This window comes from Bacillus sp. FJAT-27001 (assembly GCF_019039175.1).
GTDB classification, from domain to species: Bacteria; Bacillota; Bacilli; order Bacillales; family Bacillaceae; genus Bacillus; species Bacillus velezensis.
The window spans coordinates 973,530-1,000,025 of sequence record NZ_JAHOAA010000001.1 but is presented as its reverse complement, the minus strand read 5'-3'; the positions used below and the strand labels follow the sequence as shown (position 1 = coordinate 1,000,025).

Annotated in this window: 26 protein-coding genes and 1 pseudogene; 12 read left to right on the top strand and 15 right to left on the bottom strand. The window is 47.5% G+C overall.

The features are described 5' to 3' along the window. The first annotated feature begins 11 nt into the window (after positions 1 to 11). Entirely contained in the window at positions 12 to 2,345 is a 2,334-nt protein-coding gene (locus tag BGM27_RS04265) for a YhgE/Pip domain-containing protein (RefSeq protein WP_007409209.1), read from the top strand. 62 nt (positions 2,346 to 2,407) lie between these two features. On the opposite strand, the gene fabHB is transcribed toward BGM27_RS04265, so the two are convergent. Continuing rightward, entirely contained in the window at positions 2,408 to 3,385 is a 978-nt protein-coding gene (fabHB, locus tag BGM27_RS04260) for a beta-ketoacyl-ACP synthase III FabHB (RefSeq protein ID WP_007409208.1), read from the bottom strand. A gap of 136 nt (positions 3,386 to 3,521) precedes the next feature. Next, a complete protein-coding gene (locus BGM27_RS20780; RefSeq protein ID WP_007409207.1) occupies positions 3,522 to 3,743 on the bottom strand; it encodes a hypothetical protein in 222 nt (73 codons plus the stop codon). A gap of 131 nt (positions 3,744 to 3,874) precedes the next feature. Between BGM27_RS20780 and BGM27_RS04250 the strand changes: the two genes are divergently transcribed. Further along, positions 3,875 to 4,906, top strand: coding sequence for a M42 family metallopeptidase (locus tag BGM27_RS04250; RefSeq protein ID WP_007409206.1), 1,032 nt, complete (start codon positions 3,875 to 3,877; stop codon positions 4,904 to 4,906). 40 nt (positions 4,907 to 4,946) lie between these two features. Here BGM27_RS04250 and BGM27_RS04245 read toward each other — a convergent pair whose 3' ends face one another. Together BGM27_RS04245 and yhfH are read right to left on the bottom strand one after the other, a co-directional pair. Further along, a complete protein-coding gene (locus BGM27_RS04245) occupies positions 4,947 to 6,236 on the bottom strand; it encodes a glutamate/proton symporter GltT (protein WP_003155211.1) in 1,290 nt (429 codons plus the stop codon). 233 nt (positions 6,237 to 6,469) lie between these two features. After that, positions 6,470 to 6,592: a protein YhfH gene (yhfH, locus tag BGM27_RS04240; RefSeq protein ID WP_370465857.1), complete on the bottom strand. Its 123-nt coding sequence runs from the start codon at positions 6,590 to 6,592 to the stop codon at positions 6,470 to 6,472. 168 nt (positions 6,593 to 6,760) lie between these two features. On the opposite strand from yhfH, the gene BGM27_RS04235 reads away from it, so the two are divergent. The 4 genes from BGM27_RS04235 (at position 6,761) to BGM27_RS04220 (ending at position 10,902) form a co-directional block, all read left to right on the top strand. Further along, on the top strand, positions 6,761 to 7,495 hold the full coding sequence (locus BGM27_RS04235) for an MBL fold metallo-hydrolase (RefSeq protein ID WP_007409205.1): 735 nt from the start codon (positions 6,761 to 6,763) through the stop codon (positions 7,493 to 7,495). 12 nt (positions 7,496 to 7,507) lie between these two features. Then, complete coding sequence (gene lplA / locus BGM27_RS04230; protein WP_007409204.1) at positions 7,508 to 8,503, top strand: lipoate--protein ligase; 996 nt, start codon at positions 7,508 to 7,510, stop codon at positions 8,501 to 8,503. 80 nt (positions 8,504 to 8,583) lie between these two features. Beyond that, positions 8,584 to 9,228: an SDR family oxidoreductase gene (locus BGM27_RS04225; protein WP_007409203.1), complete on the top strand. Its 645-nt coding sequence runs from the start codon at positions 8,584 to 8,586 to the stop codon at positions 9,226 to 9,228. Between the two features lie 132 nt (positions 9,229 to 9,360). Further along, entirely contained in the window at positions 9,361 to 10,902 is a 1,542-nt protein-coding gene (locus BGM27_RS04220) for a fatty acid--CoA ligase family protein (RefSeq protein ID WP_007409202.1), read from the top strand. Between the two features lie 47 nt (positions 10,903 to 10,949). Here BGM27_RS04220 and BGM27_RS04215 read toward each other — a convergent pair whose 3' ends face one another. Next, complete coding sequence (locus tag BGM27_RS04215; RefSeq protein ID WP_007409201.1) at positions 10,950 to 11,345, bottom strand: YhfM domain-containing protein; 396 nt, start codon at positions 11,343 to 11,345, stop codon at positions 10,950 to 10,952. A gap of 154 nt (positions 11,346 to 11,499) precedes the next feature. Between BGM27_RS04215 and BGM27_RS04210 the strand changes: the two genes are divergently transcribed. Beyond that, positions 11,500 to 12,750 carry a M48 family metallopeptidase gene (locus BGM27_RS04210; protein WP_007409200.1) on the top strand — a complete coding sequence of 417 codons (1,251 nt, stop codon included), beginning with the start codon at positions 11,500 to 11,502 and terminating at the stop codon, positions 12,748 to 12,750. A 45-nt stretch (positions 12,751 to 12,795) separates the two neighbouring features. On the opposite strand, the gene BGM27_RS04205 is transcribed toward BGM27_RS04210, so the two are convergent. Further along, the gene (locus tag BGM27_RS04205) at positions 12,796 to 13,944 is read right to left on the bottom strand and encodes a S8 family peptidase (protein WP_007409199.1); all 1,149 of its coding nucleotides are present in this window, start codon (positions 13,942 to 13,944) and stop codon (positions 12,796 to 12,798) included. Positions 13,945 to 14,433: 489 nt separating this feature from the next. On the opposite strand from BGM27_RS04205, the gene BGM27_RS04200 reads away from it, so the two are divergent. After that, on the top strand, positions 14,434 to 15,312 hold the full coding sequence (locus BGM27_RS04200) for an ABC transporter substrate-binding protein (RefSeq protein ID WP_007409197.1): 879 nt from the start codon (positions 14,434 to 14,436) through the stop codon (positions 15,310 to 15,312). 15 nt (positions 15,313 to 15,327) lie between these two features. On the opposite strand, the gene BGM27_RS04195 is transcribed toward BGM27_RS04200, so the two are convergent. From BGM27_RS04195 to BGM27_RS04170, 7 genes and pseudogenes are all read right to left on the bottom strand, one after another. Next, the gene (locus tag BGM27_RS04195; RefSeq protein WP_007409196.1) at positions 15,328 to 15,903 is read right to left on the bottom strand and encodes a histidine phosphatase family protein; all 576 of its coding nucleotides are present in this window, start codon (positions 15,901 to 15,903) and stop codon (positions 15,328 to 15,330) included. Between the two features lie 50 nt (positions 15,904 to 15,953). Beyond that, positions 15,954 to 17,045 (bottom strand): acetyl-CoA C-acyltransferase, encoded by a 1,092-nt coding sequence (locus tag BGM27_RS04190; RefSeq protein WP_007409195.1) that lies wholly within the window; start codon positions 17,043 to 17,045, stop codon positions 15,954 to 15,956. Next, on the bottom strand, positions 17,033 to 18,469 hold the full coding sequence (locus BGM27_RS04185) for an acyl-CoA synthetase (RefSeq protein ID WP_007409194.1): 1,437 nt from the start codon (positions 18,467 to 18,469) through the stop codon (positions 17,033 to 17,035). Before BGM27_RS04185 ends, BGM27_RS04190 begins: the two co-directional genes overlap by 13 nt. An 11-nt stretch (positions 18,470 to 18,480) precedes the next feature. Continuing rightward, positions 18,481 to 19,038, bottom strand: a complete 558-nt coding sequence (locus tag BGM27_RS04180; RefSeq protein WP_007409193.1) for a biotin transporter BioY — start codon at positions 19,036 to 19,038, stop codon at positions 18,481 to 18,483. Positions 19,039 to 19,168: 130 nt separating this feature from the next. Then, a complete protein-coding gene (locus BGM27_RS20865; protein WP_370529535.1) occupies positions 19,169 to 19,684 on the bottom strand; it encodes a methyl-accepting chemotaxis protein in 516 nt (171 codons plus the stop codon). Between the two features lie 243 nt (positions 19,685 to 19,927). Further along, positions 19,928 to 20,680 (bottom strand): annotated as a pseudogene (locus BGM27_RS20860) (protoglobin domain-containing protein); the annotation flags it as partial. Then, entirely contained in the window at positions 20,584 to 22,107 is a 1,524-nt protein-coding gene (locus BGM27_RS04170; RefSeq protein WP_007409191.1) for an FAD-dependent oxidoreductase, read from the bottom strand. The gene BGM27_RS04170 and the pseudogene BGM27_RS20860, both read right to left, overlap by 97 nt. Before the next feature lie 124 nt (positions 22,108 to 22,231). On the opposite strand from BGM27_RS04170, the gene BGM27_RS04165 reads away from it, so the two are divergent. Then, positions 22,232 to 23,089, top strand: a complete 858-nt coding sequence (locus BGM27_RS04165) for an SDR family oxidoreductase (RefSeq protein WP_007409190.1) — start codon at positions 22,232 to 22,234, stop codon at positions 23,087 to 23,089. A gap of 29 nt (positions 23,090 to 23,118) precedes the next feature. Here BGM27_RS04165 and BGM27_RS04160 read toward each other — a convergent pair whose 3' ends face one another. Further along, on the bottom strand, positions 23,119 to 23,352 hold the full coding sequence (locus tag BGM27_RS04160; RefSeq protein WP_007409189.1) for an IDEAL domain-containing protein: 234 nt from the start codon (positions 23,350 to 23,352) through the stop codon (positions 23,119 to 23,121). Between the two features lie 315 nt (positions 23,353 to 23,667). Here BGM27_RS04160 and BGM27_RS04155 point away from each other — a divergent pair, with 315 nt between their 5' ends. The 3 genes from BGM27_RS04155 (at position 23,668) to BGM27_RS04145 (ending at position 25,158) form a co-directional block, all read left to right on the top strand. After that, the gene (locus BGM27_RS04155) at positions 23,668 to 24,246 is read left to right on the top strand and encodes a competence protein ComK (RefSeq protein WP_003155179.1); all 579 of its coding nucleotides are present in this window, start codon (positions 23,668 to 23,670) and stop codon (positions 24,244 to 24,246) included. 145 nt (positions 24,247 to 24,391) lie between these two features. Further along, the gene (locus BGM27_RS04150; protein WP_007409187.1) at positions 24,392 to 24,760 is read left to right on the top strand and encodes an iron chaperone; all 369 of its coding nucleotides are present in this window, start codon (positions 24,392 to 24,394) and stop codon (positions 24,758 to 24,760) included. A gap of 26 nt (positions 24,761 to 24,786) precedes the next feature. Then, positions 24,787 to 25,158 carry an iron chaperone gene (locus tag BGM27_RS04145; protein ID WP_007409186.1) on the top strand — a complete coding sequence of 124 codons (372 nt, stop codon included), beginning with the start codon at positions 24,787 to 24,789 and terminating at the stop codon, positions 25,156 to 25,158. A gap of 46 nt (positions 25,159 to 25,204) precedes the next feature. Here BGM27_RS04145 and BGM27_RS04140 read toward each other — a convergent pair whose 3' ends face one another. Continuing rightward, the gene (locus BGM27_RS04140; RefSeq protein WP_007409185.1) at positions 25,205 to 26,416 is read right to left on the bottom strand and encodes a GNAT family N-acetyltransferase; all 1,212 of its coding nucleotides are present in this window, start codon (positions 26,414 to 26,416) and stop codon (positions 25,205 to 25,207) included. Positions 26,417 to 26,496: the final 80 nt, after the last annotated feature.

Here is a 26,496-nt window from a genome sequence, read left to right as displayed (position 1 = left end):
AGGCAACAGGGTTGAATACAATAAAAAGCCAGTGGAAAGACATTGTAACGAACAAGAAACTGTTAATCCCCATCATTGCCATATTATTCGTTCCGCTGATCTACAGCGGAGTGTTTTTGAAGGCGTACTGGGACCCGTACGGCACGGTGGATCAGCTGCCGGTTGTCGTTGTCAACCAGGATAAAGGGGCGGACTACGAAGGGAAACATCTTCAGATCGGTGACGACCTTGTGAAAGAGTTAAAGAAAAATGATAATTTTGATTGGCATTTTTCAAGCGATCTTGATCAATCGTTAAAGGACTTATTAAATGCTAAATATTATTTATTGGTCGAGATTCCTGAAGATTTTTCTAAAAACGCCAGCACGGTAATGGATAAAAATCCGAAGAAGCTGGATCTGAAATATCATACGAATGCCGGATCAAACTATGTCGGCGCGACAATCGGGGAAAAGGCGATCGACAAACTGAAAGCCTCCGTGTCGAAAGAAGTGACAGAGCAATACGCAAAAGTCATTTTTGATAACTTTAAAGATATTGCCAAAGGGCTCGGCAAAGCCAGCAGCGGAGCCAAGAAAATAGACGACGGCACGAAAAACGCGAAAGACGGCAGCGCCAAGCTGAAGGAAAATTTAGCGAAGCTTACTGAAAGCACCGCCACCATCGGCGATAAAACACAGCAGCTTGCAGACGGCGCGGCGAAAGTGACAAGCGGAATTCAAACGCTTGACAGCTCTATCGCAAAACTTCAGAGCGCAAGCGCCGAAATTCAAGATAAATCAGGACAGATTGCTTCAGGAGGAGGCCAAGTGGCCAGCGGGCTGAAAACAAGCCTTGACGCACAAAAGCAGCTCCAGCAAAAGCTTCCGGATTTAACGAATGGATTAAGCGCGTTAAACAGCAAGGCGCAGGAAGTGTCGCAAAAAGCGGCGGCATTTGAAGATGCGATCAATTCAGTCAACCTGTCAGACATTGAAAACGCGGTTGGGCAGCTCGAACAGACTGAAAAGGACCTGCAGCAGTTTAAGAAGAAGCTTTCTGATCTGAAAAACAGCCTGGATGCCCGGGATGACGCGGTCAAAAAGGTGATTAAGGACAGTGATTTCTTAACGGATGAGCAAAAAGCGAAACTTGTTCAGCTTCTGAATGAGAAGCTTCCGAAGGCTGACCTTCCGGATTTAGACAATATCGTCAGCCAGCTTCCGTCCGGCGGAGATATTCAGCTTCCGGATATGTCAGTCATAAAAAGCGCGCTCAAAGATGTAAAAGCGAAGGCTGATCAGCTGAAAGCACTGCCTCAGTCCACATCGAAACTGTATAACGGCGCAGCGGCGGTACAAGACGCGATTAACCAGCTGACAGCGGGAACTGATAAATTATACAGCGGAGCGCAGACTGTTTTTGAAAGCCAAAACAAACTGACGGCCGGCATCGGCGAATACAACAGCAAGTTCGGACAGCTCAAATCAGGATCAGAAGCGTTAGTGTCAGGGAGCGGCCAAGTGTCAGGCGGCTTAACGAAACTGCTGGACGCGCAAAACAAAATCCATGACGGCTCGTCCAAAATTGAGCAGGGTCAAGCGTCTCTCGGCACCGGTTTAAGCAAGCTTTTAGACGGCACCGGACAATTGTCCAGCCAGCTGAAAGATGCGGCTGATCAAACCGGGGACATTAAGACAGATGACAAAACGTACAGCATGTTTGCCGATCCGGTAAAAACGGACGATAACGCGATTCATTCCGTGCCTAACTACGGTACCGGACTGACGCCTTATATTCTCTCTATGGGCTTGTATGTCGGCGGATTGATGCTGACGGTCGTATTCCCTCTGAGTGAAGCTTCAGGGCGTCCGAGAAACGGTTTTGAATGGTTCCTCAGCAAATTTAGTGTTATTCTGCTTGTCGGACTGATTCAATCCGTTATTGTCGCCACGGTTCTGTTAAAAGGAATCGGGCTTGATGTGGAAAGCACGTGGAGATTCTATCTCTTTACGATGATTACCAGCATCGCGTTCCTGTCCATGATTCAATTATTGGCGACAACGATGGGGAATCCGGGACGCTTTATCGCTGTCATCATTCTGGTGCTCCAGCTCGGGGCAAGCGGAGGAACCTTCCCGCTTGAACTCCTGCCGGGATTCTATCAAGTGATTCACGGGGCACTGCCGATGACTTACAGCATCAACGGGTTCCGTGCCGTCATTTCAAATGGCGACTACGGCTACATGTGGCAGCAGGCATCCATTCTGTTGGGCATCGCCGTTGTCATGATCGCGCTGACCATCGTGTATTTTACGGTGCAAAGCAAAAAAGAACACAAAACGGAAGAAGAAATAACAGCATAAGAAAAAGAGGCTCTGAGCAGATGCTCAGGGCCTCTTTTTTTTAGATTTCGATCGTCGTACTTTTAAAATCCCCATCTCACCAACAGTCCGGTATACGTCAATCCTCCGCCGAACCCGAATAATACCAGCGTCTGGCCTTCCGACAGTTTTTTTGCTTTCACAGCTTCATCCAATGCGAGAATAATAGAAACCGATGAAGTGTTGCCGTAATATTCAACGCTTGTCAACGTCCGTTCAAGCGGGAAGGGCAGTTTTTCGCAGATGGATTCGATCATCCGCATGTTGGCGCTGTGAGGAACGAACCAATCCAGATCGTCTTTTGAAAAGCCGGCTTTTTCTAAAAGGGCATTGCATTCCTCAGGCACGGTTCTGGCCGCCCATTTATATACTTCGCGCCCGTTTTGCACCATGTTTCCTCCGCCTTTAAGCGGCTCGCCGTTTAATTCTGTGCTCAGTCCCGTGCGATACAGCACGTCCGCGCTTCCTCCCGCTGTTCCTTGCACGGCTGCCAAAAAGCCCGGCGCTGATTCATCGCGTTCCACCAATAGGGCGCCTGCAGCGTCTCCGAAAAGAACGCAGGTCGTCCGGTCAGTATAATCCGTTACCTTTGATAATGTTTCACCGGCAATGACAATCACTTTTTGATGGGAACCGGCGGTAATTAATGCGTCTGCGAGCTGAAGGCCGTAAGTGAGTCCGGCGCATGTGGCGTTAATATCAAGCGCCCCCGTGTGCGGCCAGCCGAAGTAAGCCTGCACGCGTGCCGCGGTGCTTGGAAACGCATAGTCCGCCGTCGTTGTGGCGACAAGGATCATATCGACATCATCAAGAGTTCCGCTGTATCGTTCTGCAAGGTTTTTCACCGCTTCCACACACAAATCCGATGTGAATTCATGTTCGCCGGCAATGCGTCTTTCCTTCATACCGGTGCGCTGGACGATCCATTCATCAGATGTATCGACGATGCGCTCCAAATCCGCGTTTGTTAATCGGCGTGCCGGAGCATATGTACCGATTGCTGTAATTTTAGATTTTGACATGAAAAATCACTCCTTTATATCAGATTATAACACCTGATATTATTACTTGGTACTAATTTTAATAAAAAAACCCAAGCAGCATCCGCTGTTTGGGGAGCATGAGATATCTATTTGTAAAACGGGCTTGTGTGAACGATTACCAATGACGGCAGCAGCGGCGGCATGAATGATGATGCTTCTTTTTATCTTTCTTCTTTTTTTCTTTCTTCTTTTTACAAGGGTCTTCTTTTTTCTTTTTACAGTGATCTTTTTCTTTTTTACAGCCCCAGAAGGCTGCACCAGACCAATCATCCTCAAACCAATCCTCAAACCAATCATTATGAAACCTTTTCCGCTTGTGCGGTTTACGGCTGATCATACATTTCCCTCCTATGCTCATGCTCCCTTCATTCTATGAAAAAAGAGAAGGAAAAGATTGGACGGGTTATGGATCAAAAGAGTATATTTTAAGAAGAATAAAATTGATAGGAGGAATGACCTGTGGCAAATATGAAACATACGATGGAACTGATTAAAGAATTGGTGTCGATTCCGAGTCCGACGGGCAATACATACGAGGTTATCGCCTATACAGAAAGTCTTTTAAAAGAATGGGGCGTCTCCTCTTACAGAAACCGCAAAGGCGGTCTTTTTGTCACAATTCCCGGCCGTGATGACAAGAAACACAGATTGCTGACGGCGCATGTCGATACGCTCGGCGCGATGGTAAAGGAGATAAAGGCGGACGGACGGCTGAAGATTGACTTGATCGGCGGCTTCCGCTATCACTCGATTGAAGGGGAATATTGCGAGATCCAAACTTCTTCCGGCAAAACCTATACAGGCACCATCTTAATGCATCAGACTTCAGTGCACGTCTACAAGGACGCCGGCAAGGCAGAGCGGAATCAGGAGAATATGGAAGTCCGTCTTGATGAGCCTGTCCGGACGAAGGAAGAGACGTCCGATCTCGGCATCAGGGTCGGCGATTTCATCTCATTTGACCCGCGCGTGCAGATTACGCCGAGCGGCTTTATTAAGTCCCGGCATCTTGATGACAAAGCGAGCGTGGCTCTGCTCTTGAATTTAATCCGCCGCATCACGGAAGAGAAAATCGAACTTCCGTATACGACGCATTTTCTGATTTCTAATAATGAAGAAATCGGCTACGGAGGCAATTCCAACATTCCTCCTGAGACCGTCGAATACTTGGCTGTTGATATGGGGGCGATCGGCGACGGCCAGTCTACGGATGAATATACCGTCTCCATTTGCGTGAAGGATGCGAGCGGCCCGTACCATTATCAGCTCAGAAAACATCTGGCCGGGCTTGCGGAGCGCTATGGCATTGATTATCAGCTTGATATTTATCCGTATTACGGTTCTGATGCCTCAGCAGCCATCCGTTCGGGCCATGACATCGTCCATGGGCTGATCGGCCCGGGAATTGACGCTTCACACGCTTTTGAACGCACGCATGAATTATCGCTTCTTAATACGGCGAAGCTTTTGCACCGGTACGTTTTATCGCCGATGGCATAAAAAACCCTGCGCGGAAATCATTCCGTGCAGGGTTTTCATTTTAACCTGAGATGGTTGTGTTTTGTTCTGTTTTGGCGAGGCTCATGACCTTCGCGCCTTTAACGGGATCATACTGGCCTTCCCATTTTGACATCACAACGGATGCCAGCGCGTTTCCGGTCAGATTGACGACCGTACGGGCCATGTCCATAATCCGGTCAACACCGGCGATGAATGCAAGGCCTTCTGCAGGAATGTTGAATGCGCCTAATGTCGCAAGCAGGACGACGAAAGAAGTCCCGGGCACGGCAGCCATTCCTTTGGAAGTGACCATCAAGACAAGCACAAGGGTAATCTGCTGCCAAATGGACAAGTCAATGTGGTATACCTGAGCGAGGAATAAAGCGGCGATAGATTGGTACAGCACAGATCCGTCTAAGTTAAAGGTATATCCGATCGGCACAACAAAGGAAACAATACCTTTCGGACAGCCGATTTTCTCCATTTTTTCCATAACGCGGGGGAGTACGGTTTCGGAGCTTGACGTACTGAACGCTAATAAAATTTCATCCTTCATATAGGCGAGGAATTTGAAAATGTTTACTCCGGCAAGCTTTCCGACGATTCCGAATACAACAATGAGAAAGAAAGCCAAAGCTACATATACTAAACCGACCAGTTTACCGAGTGAAAGCAGGGAACTGAGCCCAAATTTGGAAACGGTAACACCAATCAACGCAAAAACACCAAACGGCGCAACTTTCATGACGAGGTTCACAACATGGAACATCGCATGAGAAACACCTTCAAAGAAGGCCAAGACAGGCTTTCCTTTTTCACCGATTGCCGAGATGCCGAGTGCAAACAGCACGGTAAAGCAGATGATGGCAAGCAGATCTCCTTCGGCTAATGATTGGAAGAAGTTTGTCGGTACGATATGCAGGAATGTGTCTGCGATAGATTTGTTATTTTGTTCTTTTTCTGTTTCAACATATTGACTGATATCTGTTTTTTGAGCTTCATGTATATTAACGCCTGTTCCCGGATGAAACAGATTCGCCAAAGCCAGCCCGAGAATAATGGCAAAAGTGGTAATGATCTCAAAATACAAAATCGTTTTGAAGCCTAATTTTCCGACTTGTTTTCCGCTTCCCGCGCCGGCAACGCCGATGATTAAGCTGGAGACGACAATTGGAATCACTATCATTTTGATTAAGCGTAAAAACAAATCGCCGATAGGCTGTAAATATGTTGGAATGGCGGGATTGCCGTACCAGATGACACCGACTACAACCCCTAGTATGAGTCCGACGAAAATTTGCGTCGCTAGTCCAAAGCGTAATTTTTTCATAGATTACCTCCCGAAGAAAAAAGTGCAATAAGTATCTAAAAAGATAGCTATTAGAACAAATTATAATAGAAAAGAAAACAATCCGTCTATAGAAAAATATAGATTGAATATACTGAATCTTTTAAAACGTACAGATAATTGCTAATAATGGTGAATAACGCCCTATTCAGAAAGTATGATGACGGCCGAAAAAACGGGCGCCGCACAACTTAGAATTGTGCGGCGCCCTATTGTCACATATCCTTAATTTTCAAGCAGTCATTGCACAGATTAATGTGACACTCATACTGCTCAACAATCTCATTTCCGCATTCTTCGCATTTCTTACCGGGTAAATTTCTGAAAAAATCCGACATCTTTTCCAACATACCCATCCCTCTTTCATTGTTTTGTCTCTACATTGTATTATAACAGTTTAAGAAAATCAACGGCTGTTTTGGCACAATGTTTAAAACATGCAATTTGTACGAAAAATAGGTATATTGGAGGAAAGGATCTTTTTATCATAAACATTGGAGGATCATATGAAAGTTACAGTTATTGGATGCTGCGGCGGGTTTCCGGCCGCAAACGAAGCAACTTCAGGCTATCTGTTTCAGTCCGGCGGCTATTCTCTGCTCGTCGATTGCGGAAGCGCCGTATTATCAAAGCTGTTTGCCTATGTTCCGGCAGAAGAGCTTGATGCCGTCATTTTGTCCCATTATCACCATGATCATATCGCTGATATCGGGCCGCTTCAATTTGCCAAACAGGTCGGCTCCTTTCTCGGAAAAGGGACGCATGCACTGCCGATTTACGGGCATGATGCTGATATAGAACAGTTTGAGCGCCTTACATATAAAACCCATACAAAAGGAGTGGCCTATCAGCCGGACCGCCCGCTTTCTCTAGGTCCGTTCACCATTACCTTCCTGAAAACGGTGCATCCGGTCACTTGTTATGCGATGCGGATTACTGACGGTTCAGCTTCTGTTGTGTATACGGCTGATTCAAGCTACCAGGACGCGTTTATCCCGTTTGCGGAAAATGCCGATCTGCTGATCTGCGAGTGCAATTTTTACGCGGACCAGGACGGCACGTCAGCCGGCCATATGAACAGTTTGGAAGCCGGACGGATCGCGAAGGAGGCCGGAGCGGGGGAGCTGATTCTCACGCATCTGCCTCATTTCGGCGAGCACCGGAAGCTGAAAGAAGAAGCGGAATCCGTGTTCGGGGGCGAAGTGACAATCGCCGCTTCCGGATTGAAGTGGGAGAAATAAAGGAGGAGCACCATGTTATTTATCGACAACCAAAACATAACCGACCCGAGGATCAACCTCGCGATCGAGGAATATTGCGTGAAGCATCTCGACCCTGAACAGACATACCTGCTGTTTTATGTCAATCAGCCGTCGATTATCATTGGGAAGAACCAAAACACAATAGAAGAAATCAATACGAAATACGTAGAAGATAACGGAATCATCGTCGTCCGCAGGCTGTCAGGAGGCGGCGCGGTTTACCATGACCTCGGGAATCTGAATTTCAGTTTTATCACTAAGGATGACGGCGACAGCTTTCACAATTTTAAAAAATTCACCGAACCCGTTATTCAGGCGCTGCGCCAGCTCGGTGTGGAAGCTGAATTAAGCGGCCGAAATGACATCGTCGCGGACGGCAGAAAAATTTCCGGCAACGCTCAATTTTCGACGAAAGGGCGTATTTTCAGCCACGGAACATTAATGCTGGATTCCGCCATTGATCATGTTGTGTCAGCCTTGAAAGTGAAAAAAGACAAAATCGAATCAAAAGGCATTAAGTCGATCAGAAGCCGTGTCGCCAACATCAGCGAGTTTCTTGATGACAAAATGACGGCGGATGAATTCAAAAAGCACCTGCTTCACCATATTTTTAATACAAATGATCTTTCCGAAGTGCCGGAATATAAACTTACCGATGAAGACTGGAAAGCGATCCGGAAGATTTCCGAAGAGCGCTATCAAAACTGGGACTGGAATTTCGGAAGGTCGCCCGCATTTAATCTTCAGCATTCGAAACGTTATCCGGTCGGATCGATTGATCTGCGTCTTGAAGTGAAAAAAGGAATCATTCAGGACTGCAAAATTTTCGGTGATTTCTTCGGTGCGAAAGATGTGAGTGAAGTCGAACAGGCGCTGACCGGAAAACAGTATGACCGAACCGCTATCAAGGAGGCGCTGGCCGGAATCGATCTGAAACAGTATTTCGGCAAAATAGAGCTGGAAGATTTCCTCGAGCTGATTTATTAGAACATTTGCCGAACGCATGATTTGAATCAGCGCCCGTTTTTGTGAAATGATAGAACCATAATGAATGGGGAGGGATCATGATGAAAGTATTTCTCATCGGAGCAAACGGACAGATCGGACAGCGGCTGACCGGGCTGTTTCAAAAAGACGGCACGCATACGCTGCGGGCGATGGTCCGGAAACAAGAGCAGAAAGAAGCGCTTCAAGCCGCGGGAACAGAAGCCGTTCTTGCAGATTTGGAAGGAAGCCCGGAAGACATCGCGAAAGCCGCTGAAGGCTGTGACGCGATTGTGTTTACCGCCGGATCAGGAGGAAGCACCGGATACGATAAGACGCTTTTGATTGATCTTGACGGAGCCGCGAAAGCGATAGAAGCGGCAAAGATAGCCGGCATCAAGCGGTTCATTATGGTAAGCGCCCTTCAGGCTCATAACCGCGGCAATTGGAATGAAGCGCTGAAGCCGTATTACGCCGCAAAGCATTATGCGGATAAAATTCTTGAAGCGAGCGGTCTGACGTATACGATTATCCGGCCGGGCGGGTTATTAAATGATCCCGGCACGGGAAATATCAAAGCCGCGGCCGATTTGGAAAGAGGCTCCATTTCAAGAGACGATGTCGCCAAGACCGTTATCGCATCCCTTGATGAACCGAATACGTATGAAAAAGCATTCGATCTGACGGCGGGCGGCACGCCGGTCAGTGAAGCGCTGAAACAATTATAGTTTCCGGTTTTACGGCACTCGGGGCTTTTTGCCCTTGAGTGTTTTTCTATATTTTTCTATAATAAAAGTGAACGTTTATTCCGGATAAATGAATGACTATTCATTCATTACAATTTTTAAAGGGGTGGGAAAATGAATCTGGTTTCCAAATTGGAAGAAACGGCATCGCAGAAACCGGAAAAACCAGCTTGTCTGTTTCAAGATCAGTACATGACGTATGAGGAGCTGGCAGGTAAAATCAAAGCATTTGCAAACGGCTTGGAGGACAGGGGACTGAAAAAAGGGGATCATCTCGCGCTGCTGCTCGGAAATACGCCTGATTTTGTTATTGCGTTTTTCGGCGCGTTAAAAGCGGGAATTGTCGTCATACCTGTTAATCCGGCATATACACCTTCAGAAATCGCATACATGCTGAAAAACGGCGATGTCAAAGCGATCGCCGGCATCGACCTTTTAATTCCCGTATTTGAAAGCCTGCACGGCTCGCTGCCGCTGCTGGAGCATATCATTATCAGCCAGACAGCAGAGAACGCTCCATCGACAGAAGACCCTCAATTGCGCTTAAAAATGACAACGTTTACAAAAATGCTTCGCCCGGCGGAGCGCAGCAGAACTTATCCGACATTGTCCAAAGATGATACTGCCGTCATTTTATACACCTCAGGGACGACCGGAAAACCGAAAGGCGCCATGCTCACCCATCAGAATCTTTTCTCCAATGCAAATGATGTCGCCGGATACTTAGGAATGAATGAGAAAGACAAAATTGTGGCGGCATTGCCGATGTTTCACGTTTTTTGTTTAACCGTTTGTATGAATGCGCCTCTGATGAGCGGAGCGTGTGTCTTAATCGAGCCGCAATTCAGCCCGGCTTCTGTGTTTAAACTGATTAAAAGCCGTCAGGCAACCATTTTTGCCGGCGTTCCGACGATGTATAACTATCTGTATCAATACGAGCACGGCAAGGCGGAGGATTTTGCGTCCGTCAGACTGTGCATTTCAGGCGGGGCCTCCATGCCGGTCGCTCTGTTGCAGACGTTTGAACAAACCTTTGACGTCACCATTCTGGAGGGGTACGGACTTTCTGAAGCGTCTCCGGTTACTTGTTTTAATCCGTTTGACCGGGGGAGAAAGCCCGGCTCGATCGGGACGAATATTTTACATGTCGAAAATAAAGTCGTCGATACGCTCGGACGCGAATTGCCCGACCATCAAGTGGGAGAATTGATCGTGAAAGGGCCGAATGTGATGAAAGGCTATTACAAGATGCCCGAGGAGACGGAGCACGCGCTGAAAGACGGCTGGCTGTACACGGGTGATTTGGCGAAGCGCGATGAAGACGGTTATTTTTATATCGTCGACAGAAAAAAAGATATGATTCTCGTCGGCGGATACAACGTCTATCCGCGCGAAGTAGAAGAAGTGCTCTACAGCCATGAGGGCATTAAAGAAGCCGTGGTCATCGGCGTTCCTGACGCCAAAACGGGGGAAGCGGTGCATGCTTATATAGTGCCGGGGGACGGTGAGCTGACAGAGCAGGCGGTTTTTGATTACTGTGAAACACATTTGGCAAAATATAAACGGCCGGCGGAAGTGGTTTTTCTTGATGAGATTCCGAAGAACGCGACCGGGAAGCTGCTGAGGCGGGCGGTCCGGGACATGCTTCCGAAATGACAGACGAAAAGCGAAGCCGGGGGCTTCGCTTTTACATGCTGATCCGGTCAGCTCTGCGATTCTTCCTTAATGATGCTTTGCACAAGCTTCGTATCATGCCGGGTCAGTTTGTAATACGTGTTTTTATACTTGTACATCATATAATTGCCGCCTTCGAGCCACATGCTGAATGAATCAAAACGGTCTTCATGGTATTTGACCGTTCCGTCGTAATCGGGAGATACGCTTTTGGTCAGTTTGACTTGTTTTCCTTGGTTCAAGATATCGAGCATATCTTTTACATTCTGCCTGTCTTTAATTTTGATTTCTTTTTTTCCGTGCTCAGACAGAATAATCAGATCTGCGTTGCTTGATGGAAACACATCGCCGGTCCGGCTGTATACATAGAAGAAAGCAATAACCAAAAGGGCGATTACTACAATAAACGCGATTATTTTTTTCATATTCATCACTCCGTCTTTTAGTCTTTCCCGCTTCCTGTTGTTCCATTCTTTTCTGTTATGAAAAGATTAACATCCGTTTCGGAGGCTTGGTTCTATTTATTTGCATTTATGCTTACAATAGGAGTAAGTCATCAGGCTAAGGAGGGAGACTTCCATGCGCAAATGGATAGCGGCAGCGGGACTTGCCTATGTGCTGTACGGCCTTTTTTTCTATTGGTATTTCTTTATGACAGGCGACTCCGCCGTCCCGGAGGCCGTAAAGGGAACGAAAGCCGATCCGTCCTCGTTTATGGACCCGGGCCGCCTGGCAGCCGCTGAAAACTTTTCAAATGTAAAGGATTTTTTATTTTTCATCGGAGCGCCGTTAGATTGGTTTTTATTTTTTCTGCTGCTCATTACGGGGCTTGCCAAAAAAATAAAGCATTGGCTGGAAGCCGCGGTGCGCTTTCGGGTGCTGCAAATCGTAAGCTTCGTATTTGTGATTTCACTCATCGTTACGGCGGCTTCGCTTCCGCTTGAATGGATTGGATATCGGGTTTCGCTTGCGTATCATATTTCGACGCAGACAACAGCAAGCTGGATAAGAGACCATGTCATTGATTTCTGGATCAGTTTTCCGCTGTTTGCCGTGTGTGTGCTTGTGTTTTACTGGCTGATCACAAAGCATACAAAAAAATGGTGGTTTTACGCTTGGTGTCTTACTGTGCCGTTTACCCTGTTTTTGTTTTTCCTGCAGCCGGTCGTGATTGATCCTTTATACAATGATTTCTATCCGCTGAAAGACAAGGAGCTGGAAAGCAAAATCTTGTCGCTTGCCGACAAAGCCGACATTCCGGCCAGCCATGTTTATGAAGTAAATATGTCGGAGAAAACGAATGCGCTGAATGCGTATGTGACGGGAATCGGTTCGAATAAGCGAATCGTTTTGTGGGATACGACGCTTAACAAACTGAAGGATCGGGAAATTTTGTTCATTATGGGGCATGAGATGGGGCACTATGTGATGAAGCACGTGTACATCGGACTGGCCGGGTATCTCCTGCTGTCATTAGCCGGGTTCTATATCATTGACAAGCTTTATAAGCGGCTGTCCAAATTCTTCGGCCGAATGCTTCATATAAAGGGGCCTGAAGATCTGGCGGCCCTCCCGCTGTTATTGCTGCTCATATCCGTTCTCAGTTTTGCTTCTGATCCGATTACGAATGCCGTCTCCCGGTATCAGGAAAACGCCGCCGACCGCTACGGCATTGAGCTGACCGGAAACCGGGAAGCGGCGATTGAGACGTTTCAGGACTTGGCCGATACGGGACTGAGCCGGGTCAACCCGCCGTTTCTCGTCAAAATTTTCAGAGGGAGCCACCCGTCGATCATGGAGCGGATTGAACATGCGGAGGAAGAAAAATAATAAAAAAACCGGCGGGGCCATGGCCGACGCCGGTTTTTTTATGTTTTATTGAGCTGCCGCCTGTACGTTGATCAGCCCTTTTCCGTAGTAGAAAGCATCACCAAGTTTTGTAGTGGTGTTTTCTAAACTGCTGCGGACTTGAGTGTTTGTCCAGTTCGGGTGCTTAGAAAGAATCAAAGCAGCCGCTCCGGCAACGTGCGGAGATGCCATTGACGTACCATTGTACGCGCCGTATTTGTTTCCAGGAAGCGTGCTTTGGATAGAGACGCCTGGTGCCATGACATCAAGCTCAGAACCTACGCTTGAGAAAGATGCTCTTTGGTTGCTGCTGTTAACAGCGCCTACCGCAATGACAGAAGGGTATTTACCAGGGTAGCCCACTGTGCTTGAGCCGCCGGAAGTGCCTTCGTTACCGGCTGCCGCTACGACTACGACGCCGGAAGCAACGGCTTTGTCAACTGCCGCTTTTAACGCTGCAGAACCAGAAGGTCCGCCGAGGCTCATGTTAATAACGTCCATATTGTTTGCGATCGCCCACTCAATTCCGTTAATGATCCAGCTGTACTGGCCGGAACCGTCAGCGCCGAGAACTTTTACAGCGTAAAGAGATGCGCTTGGCGCAACGCCTAATACACCGACTGAGTTATTAAGAGCCGCAACTGTACCGGCAACGTGAGTTCCGTGAGAGTTGTAGTCTTGGAAAGGATTTGTTTCAGAAGGAACCATGCTGGCTCCGCCTGCTACTTTTAAATCAGGATGAGAAGAATCGATACCGCTGTCGATAACCGCTACTTTCACATTTGATCCAGTGAAGCCTTGAGAGTGCAGAGCAGGGGCTTTAATTTGTGATACGCCGTAAGGCACGGACTGCGCGTACGCTTTTGCAACGTGATCTTCTTCAACGTAAGCGACGCTTGGGTCTTTTTTCAGCTCTTTTACAGCTTTTTCATTTAATGTAGCTGAAGCTGCGTCTACATATTTGAATTGCTTTTGCACTTTCCCGCCTTTTTCAGAAATGACATCTTTTTTCTTAGCGGCGCTCATCGTGCTCATTGTCTGTTTAAATCCGACAATGTATTTCTTTTCCCCGTTTGATTTCCCTGCCGCCTGGGCAGGAGACGTGCTGCCGAACGCCATCGTAAAGATTAACGCTAAAGCAAACAGCAAACTGATCCATACCTTTTTGCCTCTCACTCTTTATCCTCTCCTTTTTTTCATTTGCAGAACAACCAATAGACAGATTATTCTGTGGATTAATTGTATAGCATGGAATAATATTTTAGTAGACCCAATTTTTTTCAATTTGTTTTATTTCTATTTAGGTATATCATCTCTCTTTCGTTTAATAGGAACCCGAAATATTTAAATTTTAATGGAAAAAACCGATGGAAGGACATGAGTATTTGTACACAGCCGCAATCGCTCTCTTGTTTGCTGGGTCGAACGGTTTGATTCCATTTTTGGAAGCTGCGGCAAAAACAGGATAAATGTCACCTTTTGTTGAATGCAGAAGTCTGATGGAAACGGAAGCGGAATGAAATAAAGCGGCCGGCATGAATCAGTCTTCGGCTTTCTTGACGGAGAAAAGCTGTGAAACCATTTTATAAAAATAATGATAATGAATATCATTGATACTTATATTGTCAATGATATAATTGCGGAAAAACGAAAGAGGGGGAACAGATGAAACAAATTTTCAGTATGCTGATGATCTTATCCGTTCTCTTCATAACGGCATGCTCAGAACAGGAACATGAAACCGCCGTCAGGCACGATCTGGGGACGGCGCATGTGGCTGCGCACCCGCATCGCATCGCCGTATTGAATGAAGGCTTTATTGATACCCTCCATGATCTCGGCATAAAGCCGGCGGCCGCGGCGGATAACCGGACAGAGCGAAAAGACGGCAGTCCGTCTGTCGGACCACCGTCACACCCTGATTTGAAAAAGATCACTTCGTTAAAGCCCGATCTCATCATTGCAGACTCAAGCCTTCACAGGGGGATATACCGAAAACTGACAAAGATCGCTCCGACAATCGCTTTAAAAAATGAAGCTGCGGATTATCAGGATGCGGTTGACGCTGCCCTTACTATTGAAAAGGCGGTCGGTAAAGATGGCATCATAGAGAAACAATTGTCGGCTCAGGAAGAAAAGCTGAATGACATCAAAAGAAAGCTGGATGCAGAAGGCGGCACGATTTTATTAATTGACGCTGCAAATGACAGCATTTCCGTAAAGGATGATCAGTTTTTTACGTCCCGGCTTTTGACGCTCGCAGGGTTTACCTATGCGGTCCAGACGGATTCCGGCGGGAAATCAGACTCTATCAAAATGACGCCCGGGCAGCTTTTGCATATCGATCCTGATTACATCGTGCTGTTGGACGGTGAGAAAGAACTCGAAAAAAATCACTTCTGGAAACAGCTGACAGCTGTAAAAAACGGACACGTTTACCGCGCGGACAGGGCGGTATGGACGGAGCGCCGGAGCATTGACGGTGCGGACGCCATATTACATGATCTTCAGAAAAAAATGCTCGCCAAAAAGGCCCAAAACTGAATTCGGGCCTTTTTGTTATGATTCTGATAGGTGGCTGCTTACATTGTAATCTTTGACGCGCCATTTATTTTCAATTCGTTCGATATTGCTCAGGCACGCATTGACAAGCTTAGCGTTTTGTATGCCGGTATCACCGTCTGAAATGGCGGACAAGAGGGCATGAATGGCTGCGCCGTGAGCGACGATCAGAACTTTTTGCTCAGGAAACCGCTCCTGAACTTTCACTAAACCGGCAAGCATTCTGTCTGTCAGCTCTTCTGCTGTCTCCATGTTCGGGTAGTTTTTATCCGGGTAGCGCTTCGACCGTTCCGGTAAAGACATTCCTTCCGCATCACCGTAGCTCCGTTCTCTGAAATCTTCCATGACGACAATGGGAAGATTCAAAAACCCGTTAATAATGTCAGCTGTTTTTCTGGCCCGTTTCATCGGGCTTGAGACGATGACATCCCATTCGGACCCCTTTAAGTACTCTCCTGTTTCTTTCGCCTGACGCTCTCCCGTCGCATTTAACGGAATATCCGATTTGCCTTGAAGCTTCTTTTGGGCATTCCAATCAGTCTCTCCATGTCTTACTAAACAAACGGCAGTCATAAAGTCTCCACTCCGATCATTTTTTATCGATATCATCTATTATACTGCCGTTACGTTAACACTTCAAAGAGAAGCGCCAGTCCGACTCCGCCTCCGCTGCCGATCGCTGCTGCTGCGTAGCGGGCATCCGGGCGTCTTTTTGCTTCATAAAAAAGCCGGGTGACAAGCGCCGCTCCGGAAGCCCCGTACGGATGCCCGACGGCCAGAGCGCCGCCCCTGACATTTATTTTAGAATACGGCACTCGAAGCTGCTGTGAAAAAACGCATATTTTGACGGCAAACGCCTCGTTGATTTCGTATATATCAATATCATCCGGTGACAGGTCCCGTTCCTTCAAAAGTTTTTTGACGGCATAAACCGGAGCTGCTGACGGATAATGCGGATGGACGCCGCTTACCGCGCTTCCGATAAAACGCAATCCCGGCTTTAAACCGAGAGACCGCGCTTTTTGTTCTTCCATCACACAAACTGCCGCCGCCCCGTCAGAAATTCCGCAGCTGTTGGCGGCGGTGACAGACCCTCCGGACTGAAAAACGGGCTTGGCGCGGGAAATGAGAGGCTCCATGTTCCGCTTTTTCAGCATGTTTTCGTCGGCGGCGAATCCGTGACAGGGAAGAATTTCCGGGCGGTACAAGCCGTCTTCGTGCGCTTTGACGCTCCGTTCATAGCTGAGAAGGGCATATTCGTCCTGCATCTTTCTCGTTACGCCGTAAGCCTGTGCCGTATACTCGGCCGCTATGCCCATATCAGGATCGCCGATGTGTTCAGGAGAAAAGCGCGCCCGGGATGAGAAAGGGGAACGGCTGCTGCTCTCCGCTCCTCCCGCGATGTATGTGCTCCCCGCACCGGCTTTAACAAAGTGGCACGCGACCCTCACGGCGTCCAGTCCGGAGCCGCACTGCCTGTCGATGGTCGTACCGGACACGCTCAAAGGAAGTCCGGCGGCCAAGGCTGACAGCCGGGCGAGATTCCCGCCGCGGCCCGTCGCGTTTCCGATCAGGACTTCATCAATGTCTTCGGGCATGTTCCGGCTCAAATGGCGGATCAGCGGAGCTGCCAAATCTTCTGGGAGACAGCCTTTTAACAGGCCGTTTTCCCGGGCGAAAATTGTCCGTTTCGCATCCGTAATTACAGCTTCCATTCCATCATGTCCTTTGCCTGCTTTTGTACGGCGGCACGGGCGATCTTTCCGCCGGCTGTCTCCGGTATTTCTGAAAACAGCCATTTTTTCGGGATTTTATATGCCGCCAGCTGCTCGCGGCACTGTTTCTTCAGTTCCTTTACATTTGCATCTCCGTCGATCACCGCAACGGCGATGCTGCCCCAATAATCATCAGGAATGCCGATGACGGCCGCTTTTCTGACGCCCGGACAGCGGTTGAGCACACGTTCTATCTCTTCAGGGAATACATTCAGGCCGCCTGATACGATCATCCCGTTTTCACGTCCTTCGATATAAAGATAGCCTTCCCGATCAATATATCCCATGTCATCAACCGTCATCCAGCCGGAATCATCAGGTTTTGCGCCGTTGATGTATCCGGAAAATTTCATCGGGCTGTTCACAAAAATCTTCCCCGTTTCGCCCGGCATGCAGCGTTCTCCGCCGGGCCGGCGGATTTCGATTGTAACATTTTCAAACGGGCGGCCCGCCGCGTCAGGCTTTCGGGCGCTGTCTTCAGGCGATAAGAACGCCACGAAACTCAGCTCGGACGTTCCGTAAAAATCGTACAACCGCAGATGGGGATAGCGCTCTGACAACGCTTGTTTAGACGAAGCGGGCCAGTCTGCACCGGAAGAAATCACCTTGAGCGGTGTATCCGGAAACGCCTCTAGTGAGAGCAGGGCGTCCGTCATTGTCGGAACGGTATATAGAACGTCAGCTTGTCTGAGCCGGTCTTTCATTCCGGCCGGGTTGAATTTTCTTTGAAGGATGACGGTTCCGCCGATAAACAAAGTGCTGACGGCGCCGTATAAAAAGTGTGACGAGCGAAGCGTGCCCGGTACCAGCACTTTGTCATCAGGGGAAATGCCGAATTCACGTTTCGTACAAGAAAAGCTCTCCAGCCACGAACGGTGAGAGCGGGTGAAGGCTTTCGGCTTACCGGTCGATCCCGAGGTGAATCCGGTATAAAAGGGCAGGCCGGCGTTTTTGATAAAAGCGCCTTCCGTTTTTTCCGCCTCGATCAAAGGCCTGCATTCATCCCACAGGATGACAGGCGTTTTGACGCCGTCCAGTCTGCCGCTCAGCCGGCGGTCACAGATGACGAGGCCGGTTTTGCTGATGTTCAGCTGGTCCGCGAGTTCCGCCGCTGCCGAGCGGGGATCTAACGGAACCGCCGTGCAGCCGGCATGCGCCGCCCCTGCGAAAAGTTGTAAAAAAGGGATGCCGTTCGGCAGTAATATTGCAATGTTTTCGGGCTTACCTGAAAGGCTGCCAAGCCAGTTTGCGGTTTGGTTAACTAGCCTGTTCCAAGTTTGATAGGTGATCTGTTCTGTTTCTGTCTGAATTGCGATCTGTTCCGGCGCTTGTCCGGCTGTATCTGAATATGATGATGTAATCATGATGACTAAAATCAGCTTCCTTTCGTCGGCAAAAGCAGGCTTGCTTGAAGAGTTTTCCTGATTCTTACGGCTGCGAATGAGGCTGCGGCCGCTTTAAGCAGATCTCCGGGCACATAGATGAGGCTGAGCTTTACGGCAGTCAAGATATCAATGTGCATCATAAAAGCCTGAACGGGAATGCCGATGACATACAAAAACAGCACGCCGAACAAGAACTGTCTGATAAACAAATGGGGGACAGCAGCTGAGCGAAGGCCTTGGATGCTGAGGCTCAGCAGTAATGCCGCCAGCGGATATGCGATGAGATATCCGGCGCTCGGCCCGAAAAAAACCCCGAACCCGCCTCTGCCGCCTGAAAGGAGAGGCGCTCCGCATGCCACAATCAGCAAAAAAAGCAATTGGCTTAAAAACGCCGCTTTCGGTTTTAGGATGCTTCCCGATAAGAGTACACCGATCGTCTGGAGCGTAATCGGAACCGGCGTAAAGGATAAGAAAAGCGGCGGGAGCAGCCCCAAAAGTCCCATAATGGCGGTAAACACGGCAATATGCATCATTTCTGTCAATTTCATTATGTATTCCTCCAGCTTATCAAAATATGTTTATACAATAAAGCGAGTCTTTATATATGTCAACTCTATTATATTTTAAGTTAACATTAAAAAGACCGGCCCTTTATGAAAAAGGCCGGTCGGTTTATCTTTATTCTTCTGTAAGGATAACAAGTGAATCAACGGATGATGCAACGTGGGAAACCGCGCGGCTGACTTCTTGAAGGCCGCCGAGAAAGGCCTGCAAATCAACGTCGATTTTGCCTGTCTGGTCTTTGCTCGTTTTCATGCTTTGGACGATGTCATCAAACAGACGGTTGATCTGCGCCATTTTTTCTTTCGTTTCACTTACAAGTCCGTTTACATCTTTAATATGTTTGGACACAATGTTGATTTGTGTATTGGTATTGTTCACGAGCTCTGATACGGTGGAAACGGTTTTTTTCGTATCCTCTGAAAGCTTTCTTACCTCCGTCGCCACAACGGCGAACCCTTTGCCGTGCTCCCCGGCTCTCGCGGATTCTATTGAAGCGTTGAGTGACAGGAGATTCGTTTGCTCGGCGATCCCCGTCACGATGCCGAAGATTTTTTCGATCTGCTGGGCGATGTCATTCAGCTTGTCCATTTCTTCTTCAATCTGCAGAAGACTGGCGTCGATTTTATTCATCTGCTGCTGCTGGCTTTCAAGCTCTTTTTTCCCGCCGATTGATTTTTCTTCGACATGTACGGAAGTGACGGTGCCGGCTTTTGACGCCTCGGAAATGCCCTCGGATTTATCGACCAGCTCTTGCACGGCTCTGCTCGTTTCTGAAAACAAATCAGCGAGTGATCCGGATGTTTCCTGGATTTTTTGATGAAGGCGGGCTTTCTTTTCCTCTTGTTCGTCACGCTGGCAGTTATATTCGCTCTGGAATGCTTCAAGGACGAGCTGCTGTTCAAGATTCAATATTTTCGTCGTCGCTTTGATCGCTTTTAAAAGCTCATGCAAATCCGGAATGGTTGCTTCATATATGTTCATCATCGACAGAAGCAGATCCTGAAACGCTCCCATATACCATTTCGGTTCAAGGCCGATCCGCAAGTGGATGGAAGCGATGCGCTGTCTTTTTTCAATGAATTCATCATCAATCGTGCCGGCAAACATCTCATGGATATGACGCCGTAATGTTTTTTTCAGGCGCTCGACCGTGCTGTGGTCGTTAATGATCGTCATTAATGATTTTTCGTGATCCAGGTTTCGGTAAAAGGAATCGACGATTGTTGAGATATGTTCTTTAATTAACGGCTGCAGCTCTTCAAGCACATGAAGTTCTTCGTTTCCAAGCCTGACCATTTTCAGCTGTTTTTGGACATCTGCATATTGATTTGAAAGCGCGATGCGTTTTTTTCCATCGGCTTCCGAAAAATAAGCTGTTTCTTTTTTGCGGTCTTTTTTAAATAACAATATAAGTTCCCCCAGATATTCTCTTTTTCTTTTTATCGGTATGGAAGGAACTTGAATGAAGGAATCTGATAAAAATATTTTATTGCGAAAAAAAATAAAACCATTCGTACAGAATGGTTTAGTCAATCTTGGCTGAGGCGCTTCAGCGGCTTGATGGCGGGACCTTCGGCAACCGCGCCGTCGGGTGTGAACCGGGACCCGTGACAAGGACAGTCCCACGTCCGTTCGCCGTCATTCCATTCGACCTCACAGCCCAAATGGGTGCATGTCGTATCGACAAGATGCAGACAGCCTTTTTCATCTTTATAGGCGCCGGCCCGTTTGCCGTTTACCGTTACGATTTTTCCCTCCCCGGGCCGAAGAGTCTCAGGTGAAGCGTCCGGCCTCTCAAGTTTGCCCGAGATAAGGTGTTTGGCCACGTCGGCATTATAGGAAATCAGTTTTTTCAGTCCCGGATCTGCGTGGAAGCGTGACGGAATAAACAGGCCGGAAAACGGGTTCTTTTTGTTTTGAATATGATCAGCCAAAAGCTTCGCGGCGAGCGCTGAGCTTGTCATGCCCCATTTTTTAAAACCGGTCGCCGCCAAAATATGTTCTTCATCGCCCGAGATGGGACCGATGAACGGAATTTTGTCAATGGTGACAAGGTCTTGTGCAGACCAATGATATGGGATGCTTTCAACTCCGATTGTGTCTTCCGCAAATTGTTTCAGCGCTTCGTAATGCTCGGACATTTCTTTTCCCTGGCCTGTTTTGTGGCTTTCGCCGCCGACAAGCACCAGTTTTTCACCGTTCAGATCGGTGTATCGCAGTGATCTGGACGGCTTGTCTATGCTGAGATACATCCCGTCCGGATACGCTTGTTTCGGTTTTACCGCGAGTACGTAGGATCTGCTGGCATACATTCTGGCGGCGTAAAGCCCGCCTCCGTCATAAAAAGGAAAGTGGGAAGAGCAGACAATATAGCTGCACTTGATGCCGTGTCTGTTTTTCGTGACCACTTCCGGCTGCGGTTCTTTTTTTATGTCGATCGCAGCCGTCTGTTCAAAAATCCGCGCCCCGTTTTTAACGATCTCTTTGACGAGCGCCGCGCCATATAAAAGCGGATGGAATTGCGCCTGGTTCTTCATGGCGAGGCCGAGCATGCAATCAACGGGGACGGGAAGTTCTTTCACAAGCTCGTGTTCAATACCGAGCTTGGTATAAGCTTCCTGCTCACTGCGGATTTTTTTGACGCCTGATTCTGTATTGGTGTAAAGATATGCGTCTTGTTCAATCAGTCTGCAGTCAATCGAAAGGTCCTTGATGATCTGCTTCATGTCTTCCATGGCGCGGAGATGGGCTTCGAAATACAGCCTTGCGCTGGTCAGGCCGATCTGCTGAATAAGATCAGCATAGATGAAATCATGCTGGGCGGTAATTTTTGCGGTCGTGCCCGCGGTCGTCCCGTTTAAAATCCGGTCTGCTTCAATGACAGCGACACGGAAACCTCTTTTCGTCAGTTCGTATGCCGTTGTCAGGCCCGTAATTCCACCGCCGATCACCGCAACGTCGCATTCTGTATCTTCAGTGAGGGCGGGAAAGGAAGGAATGTCAGCTGTTGCTCTCCAATAGGAAGCCGGTTCCTCGTTTGAAAAAGTAGTCAATTCAAATTTACCTCCTCTGTTGTATATTCTTAATTTTTCCAATAAGACTCTATTCATACATGAAATTCGTATAAGATACTCAAATTACTCATAATATAGTAATTAATGTAAAGGAGTGATCAAAATGGCTAACCAGAAGAAGAAAACCTTGCCGCCGCAGCATCAAAACCGGCAGCCGGGCTTTGAATATGTAATGAACCCGCGCCCCGTTTTTGACAAACCGAAAGCGGCGAAAAAACTTGAAGGGAAAACGGCGATCATCACGGGCGGAGACAGCGGGATCGGCCGCGCCGTATCCGTTTTATTCGCGAAGGAAGGCGCTAATGTGGTCATCGTTTACTTTGATGAGCATCAGGATGCCGAAGAGACGAAGCAATATGTAGAAAAAGAAGGGGCGAAGTGTCTGCTGATCGCAGGGGATGTCGGCGACGAAGCCTTTTGCAACGATGTCATCCGCCAGGCGGGCCAAGCCTTTCCTTCCATTGACATCCTGGTCAATAACGCGGGTGAGCAGCACGTGCAGCCGGGGATTGAGAAAATCACGAGCCACCAGCTCATCAGAACGTTTCAGACGAATATTTTTTCAATGTTTTACTTAACGAAAGCCGCGCTCCCTCACCTGAAAAAAGGAAGTTCAATCATTAATACGGCCTCCATTACCGCCTATAAAGGCCACAAAACATTGATTGACTATTCAGCGACAAAAGGGGCGATCGTCACGTTTACAAGATCTCTTTCCCAATCTCTTGTCACTCAGGGCATCAGGGTAAACGCAGTGGCGCCGGGGCCGATCTGGACGCCGCTGATCCCGGCGAGCTTCTCGGCGAAGGAAGTGGAAGTCTTCGGCTCAGACGTGCCGATGCAGCGCCCCGGCGAGCCTGTTGAAGTGGCGCCAAGCTATTTGTACTTAGCAAGCGATGATTCCTCATATGTCACGGGCCAGACGATTCATGTGAACGGCGGCACCATCGTAAACGGATAATCTAAAAAAGCCAATCCATATGGATTGGCTTATTCACTCTGTTTGAGTGCGGCATATTCTTTTGAAAGCGTGAGGAACGCTTCTTTATTTTTATCATCAAGCGCCTTATTAATCTGCATGGTCAGCATGGCGAGCCGGCGTTTATACAAGGATTCATCAAGCACCATTTGAATGTAAATATCGGCCATTGTCACATCGAATTCGTTTGCTTTTTGCGTGTTGCGGGACTTCATGAGCTCAGTGTACGACTTTTTCTCTTTCATAAAGAATCCCCCCAATGCCTTTTTTATAGTATATGGATAACGGCCGGAAAAATCAATTAATTTTTATAATCTTTAGACAACTAATACTTGGAAATATATCGACATATCCTGCAAATTGACGAAAAAACGAAAATGATCATCGTATAAATGAGGTGAAACGAAAAAGAAAAACAATATTTAAATAGTAATTTAAGACTAAATTACATCTTTAAAAGGTGATTTTTAGCTATATTCAAAAAAAACCTGTCGTTTTCCAATGACAGATGATAGATTATTAGTATAAATTTTCAAGAAAAGGATTGGAGGCTGCACATTATGTGCCAGAAAACACACGCACCCTTAGAAAGCTACGAAGTAAATCGTTCAACCATCGCTGTTTTGCCTGAGGAAATAGACGGTAAAATGGGGTCGAAGGTCATTGAAAAAGACTGCATTCTGTATGTCAGCATGAAGCCGATTCACATCATCGACAGAAGCTGCCGCTACTTTGGCTCCAGCTATGCCGGGAGAAAAGCGGGAACATATGAAGCGATTAAAATTTCTCACAAGCCGCCGATTATGGTGGACCCTTCAAATCACATCTTTTTATTCCCTACACTTTCTTCTGCAAGGCCTCAATGCGGCTGGATATCTCATGTGCACGTTAAAGATTTTCAACCGACGGCATTTGATGACACAGCTGTCACGTTCTCAAACGGCAAAACGATGGAACTGGAAGTATCCTATCATTCTTTTGAAAATCAGGTTTACAGAACCGCCTATCTCAGAACCACTTTTCAGGACAGGATGGGCAGTCATATCCCGAAGCGGCAGGAATTCATGCTGTATCCGAAAGAAGAGCGGACAAGAATGATCTACGACTTTATTTTGCGGGAGCTGGGGGAGAGATATTAGAGAAAGCTGTGATGTGAAGGGACGGGCCCTCTCCTTTTGGGGAGGGCTTTTTTCGATTTACATGCCCGGATAGAGTTGTATCGTGTCCGTCTGTTGGCTATGATGATGTAAAGAGTAATGATATTTCATTTTAGGAGAGATGGGCATGGATGTATTTGCAAAATATATATCAGGAATCGATAACCCGGATCACCGTCTCAAAGCAGAGGAAATTTTGTCGTGGACGGCTGGCCAATTTCCGAACTTAGAAGCGCAGATCAAGTGGAACAAACCGACATTTACCGATCACGGCACCTATATCATTATGTTTGCCGCGGCAAAAAATCATTTGAGCATTTTACCTGAAAAAGAGACGATGGAGCATTTTGCCGATGACATCGCTCAAGCCGGGTACAGCGCTTCTTCGCGCCTGTTCCGAATTCGATGGACTGATCCGGTGCACTATGATCTGCTTAAGAAGATCATCGAATTTAACATCAAGGAAAAAGCTGAAAATCCGGGGTTTTGGCGCTAGCGGACGTGATGTTGAAGGAGGAAGACATGGACGTTTTCAAAGACTATTTATCAAGTATCGACAGCCCTGATCATCGTCTGCGAATGGAGGAAATCCTGTCGTGGACGGCTGGCCAATTTCCGAACTTAGAAGCGCAGATCAAGTGGAACACGCCGATGTTTACCGATCACGGCACCTTTATTATCGGCTTTGCGGCGGCAAAGCATCATGTAAGTGTTTCCCCCGAAGAAGCTGGAATTGCGCATTTTGCCGACGACATTGCCCATGCCGGCTACAGCGCTACTTCCCGTTTGTTCAGAATTCTATGGACTGAACCGGTGCATTATGAGCTGCTTGAACGCATGATTCAATTCAATATTCAGGATAAGGCGGACTGCTCAGCATTTTGGCGGAAATAATGAAAGAAATGTTAAAAAAACAACCCTGAGGAGGGCTGTTTTTTTATTAAAAGTAATCCGAGAAATAAGGGGTTTGCGTTTCCAGCAAATCCTCAATGAATTCCAATGTGTCCGGGCTGCATTCGAGCCGGCCCGTGCGGTGTAGGTATTCTGGTTTCCGGTATGCAAATAATAATGCCGTCATCGTCTGAATATCCAGTTTCGCCGCATCAGCATCGCCGCCCGGGCTTAAAACGGCTTTTCCTTCAGGCGAAATCTCCGCTGTAAAGACGCCCTGATTCCATTCAAGCAGCGGATCTTCCAGTGTAAAAGACCATGTCCGCTTCTCTTTTTGCGGTTTAAAGGGATACTGATTGATAAATTGCTCAATATCGACAATCCGGGCCATAAAGTAAGGAGAAATCGTTTCCTCAATTTCAGCATCTTCTAACAGAAAGGCGATCGGTTCATTAGAATAATTGTCGCCGACGACTTTTGTCACCATGGAGAAATGAGCCGAAATAAAGTTCCACAGGCCTCTTCGCGCTTCTTCATTTACATATACCATTTCTTTAATATGAAAAACTTCATCTGCAATCCAGTAAAGAACATAACCGTTCGCCTGTCTGGATTGGTCATAATACACGGCAGCCGTAAGCTCTTCTAAATCCCAGCGCCAATATTCATCCCATGCCAGTTCATTTCTGATCATGGCCGCATGGCTTTTATGCGCGAATCGGCTGTATACTTCTTTAATGACCTCATGTTCCGGCTCGACGCGTTCCACTTCACCGGAAACGGTGCTCATTTTCGGGAGCTGAAAGTCTTTCACCTCAAACGTCATTTTATCGCTGATAATTTCCCAGCCTTTTCTTCTGTAGTAAGGGATGGAGTAGGGGAACAAATAGGATACGGACTGACCGCGCTCACGCATGTCAACTAATGCTTTGTATAACAGTTTCGCCATTAATCCCATATTGGCGTACTCGGGATATGTTCCGACCCCCGTCACACCGCCCATTTCGAACGTTTTATTAAAAATCCGGACTTGAAATGGATAAACGGCCGCCTGTGAAACGAGTTTGTCTTTGTCAAACCAGCCCAATACATGCGCTTGTTCCAAAACGGGGAGTTTTGCGGAGGCGATTTCGGGTTCCTTCCATCCCACTTCATGCAGATTACTGTTCGTGACTTGGAAAACATATCGGAGCAGCTGATTAAATTGCTGCAAATGTTTCGGTTTGACTTTCTTTAATTCAAGCCTTTTTTCTCTGTTCATAAATTTCGCTCCTGTATGAATAATGACTGAACGTCAATCATTTTTGTGGTTTACATAAAGTGTACATGAAAATCCGCCTC

Excerpts from the sequence above, each read along its gene's own strand:
- fabHB (WP_007409208.1), bottom strand. The coding sequence starts at position 3,385 with ATGTCAAAATCTAAAATTACAGCAATCGGTACATATGCTCCGGCACGC.
- BGM27_RS20780 (WP_007409207.1), bottom strand. The coding sequence starts at position 3,743 with ATGATCAGCCGTAAACCGCACAAGCGGAAAAGGTTTCATAATGATTGG.
- BGM27_RS04250 (WP_007409206.1), top strand. The coding sequence starts at position 3,875 with ATGAAACATACGATGGAACTGATTAAAGAATTGGTGTCGATTCCGAGT.
- BGM27_RS04245 (WP_003155211.1), bottom strand. The coding sequence starts at position 6,236 with ATGAAAAAATTACGCTTTGGACTAGCGACGCAAATTTTCGTCGGACTC.
- yhfH (WP_370465857.1), bottom strand. The coding sequence starts at position 6,592 with ATGTCGGATTTTTTCAGAAATTTACCCGGTAAGAAATGCGAAGAATGC.
- BGM27_RS04235 (WP_007409205.1), top strand. The coding sequence starts at position 6,761 with ATGAAAGTTACAGTTATTGGATGCTGCGGCGGGTTTCCGGCCGCAAAC.
- lplA (WP_007409204.1), top strand. The coding sequence starts at position 7,508 with ATGTTATTTATCGACAACCAAAACATAACCGACCCGAGGATCAACCTC.
- BGM27_RS04225 (WP_007409203.1), top strand. The coding sequence starts at position 8,584 with ATGAAAGTATTTCTCATCGGAGCAAACGGACAGATCGGACAGCGGCTG.
- BGM27_RS04220 (WP_007409202.1), top strand. The coding sequence starts at position 9,361 with ATGAATCTGGTTTCCAAATTGGAAGAAACGGCATCGCAGAAACCGGAA.
- BGM27_RS04215 (WP_007409201.1), bottom strand. The coding sequence starts at position 11,345 with ATGAAAAAAATAATCGCGTTTATTGTAGTAATCGCCCTTTTGGTTATT.
- BGM27_RS04210 (WP_007409200.1), top strand. The coding sequence starts at position 11,500 with ATGCGCAAATGGATAGCGGCAGCGGGACTTGCCTATGTGCTGTACGGC.
- BGM27_RS04200 (WP_007409197.1), top strand. The coding sequence starts at position 14,434 with ATGAAACAAATTTTCAGTATGCTGATGATCTTATCCGTTCTCTTCATA.
- BGM27_RS04195 (WP_007409196.1), bottom strand. The coding sequence starts at position 15,903 with ATGACTGCCGTTTGTTTAGTAAGACATGGAGAGACTGATTGGAATGCC.
- BGM27_RS04190 (WP_007409195.1), bottom strand. The coding sequence starts at position 17,045 with ATGGAAGCTGTAATTACGGATGCGAAACGGACAATTTTCGCCCGGGAA.
- BGM27_RS04185 (WP_007409194.1), bottom strand. The coding sequence starts at position 18,469 with ATGATTACATCATCATATTCAGATACAGCCGGACAAGCGCCGGAACAG.
- BGM27_RS04180 (WP_007409193.1), bottom strand. The coding sequence starts at position 19,038 with ATGAAATTGACAGAAATGATGCATATTGCCGTGTTTACCGCCATTATG.
- BGM27_RS20865 (WP_370529535.1), bottom strand. The coding sequence starts at position 19,684 with ATGAATAAAATCGACGCCAGTCTTCTGCAGATTGAAGAAGAAATGGAC.
- BGM27_RS04165 (WP_007409190.1), top strand. The coding sequence starts at position 22,232 with ATGGCTAACCAGAAGAAGAAAACCTTGCCGCCGCAGCATCAAAACCGG.
- BGM27_RS04160 (WP_007409189.1), bottom strand. The coding sequence starts at position 23,352 with ATGAAAGAGAAAAAGTCGTACACTGAGCTCATGAAGTCCCGCAACACG.
- BGM27_RS04155 (WP_003155179.1), top strand. The coding sequence starts at position 23,668 with ATGTGCCAGAAAACACACGCACCCTTAGAAAGCTACGAAGTAAATCGT.
- BGM27_RS04150 (WP_007409187.1), top strand. The coding sequence starts at position 24,392 with ATGGATGTATTTGCAAAATATATATCAGGAATCGATAACCCGGATCAC.
- BGM27_RS04145 (WP_007409186.1), top strand. The coding sequence starts at position 24,787 with ATGGACGTTTTCAAAGACTATTTATCAAGTATCGACAGCCCTGATCAT.
- BGM27_RS04140 (WP_007409185.1), bottom strand. The coding sequence starts at position 26,416 with ATGAACAGAGAAAAAAGGCTTGAATTAAAGAAAGTCAAACCGAAACAT.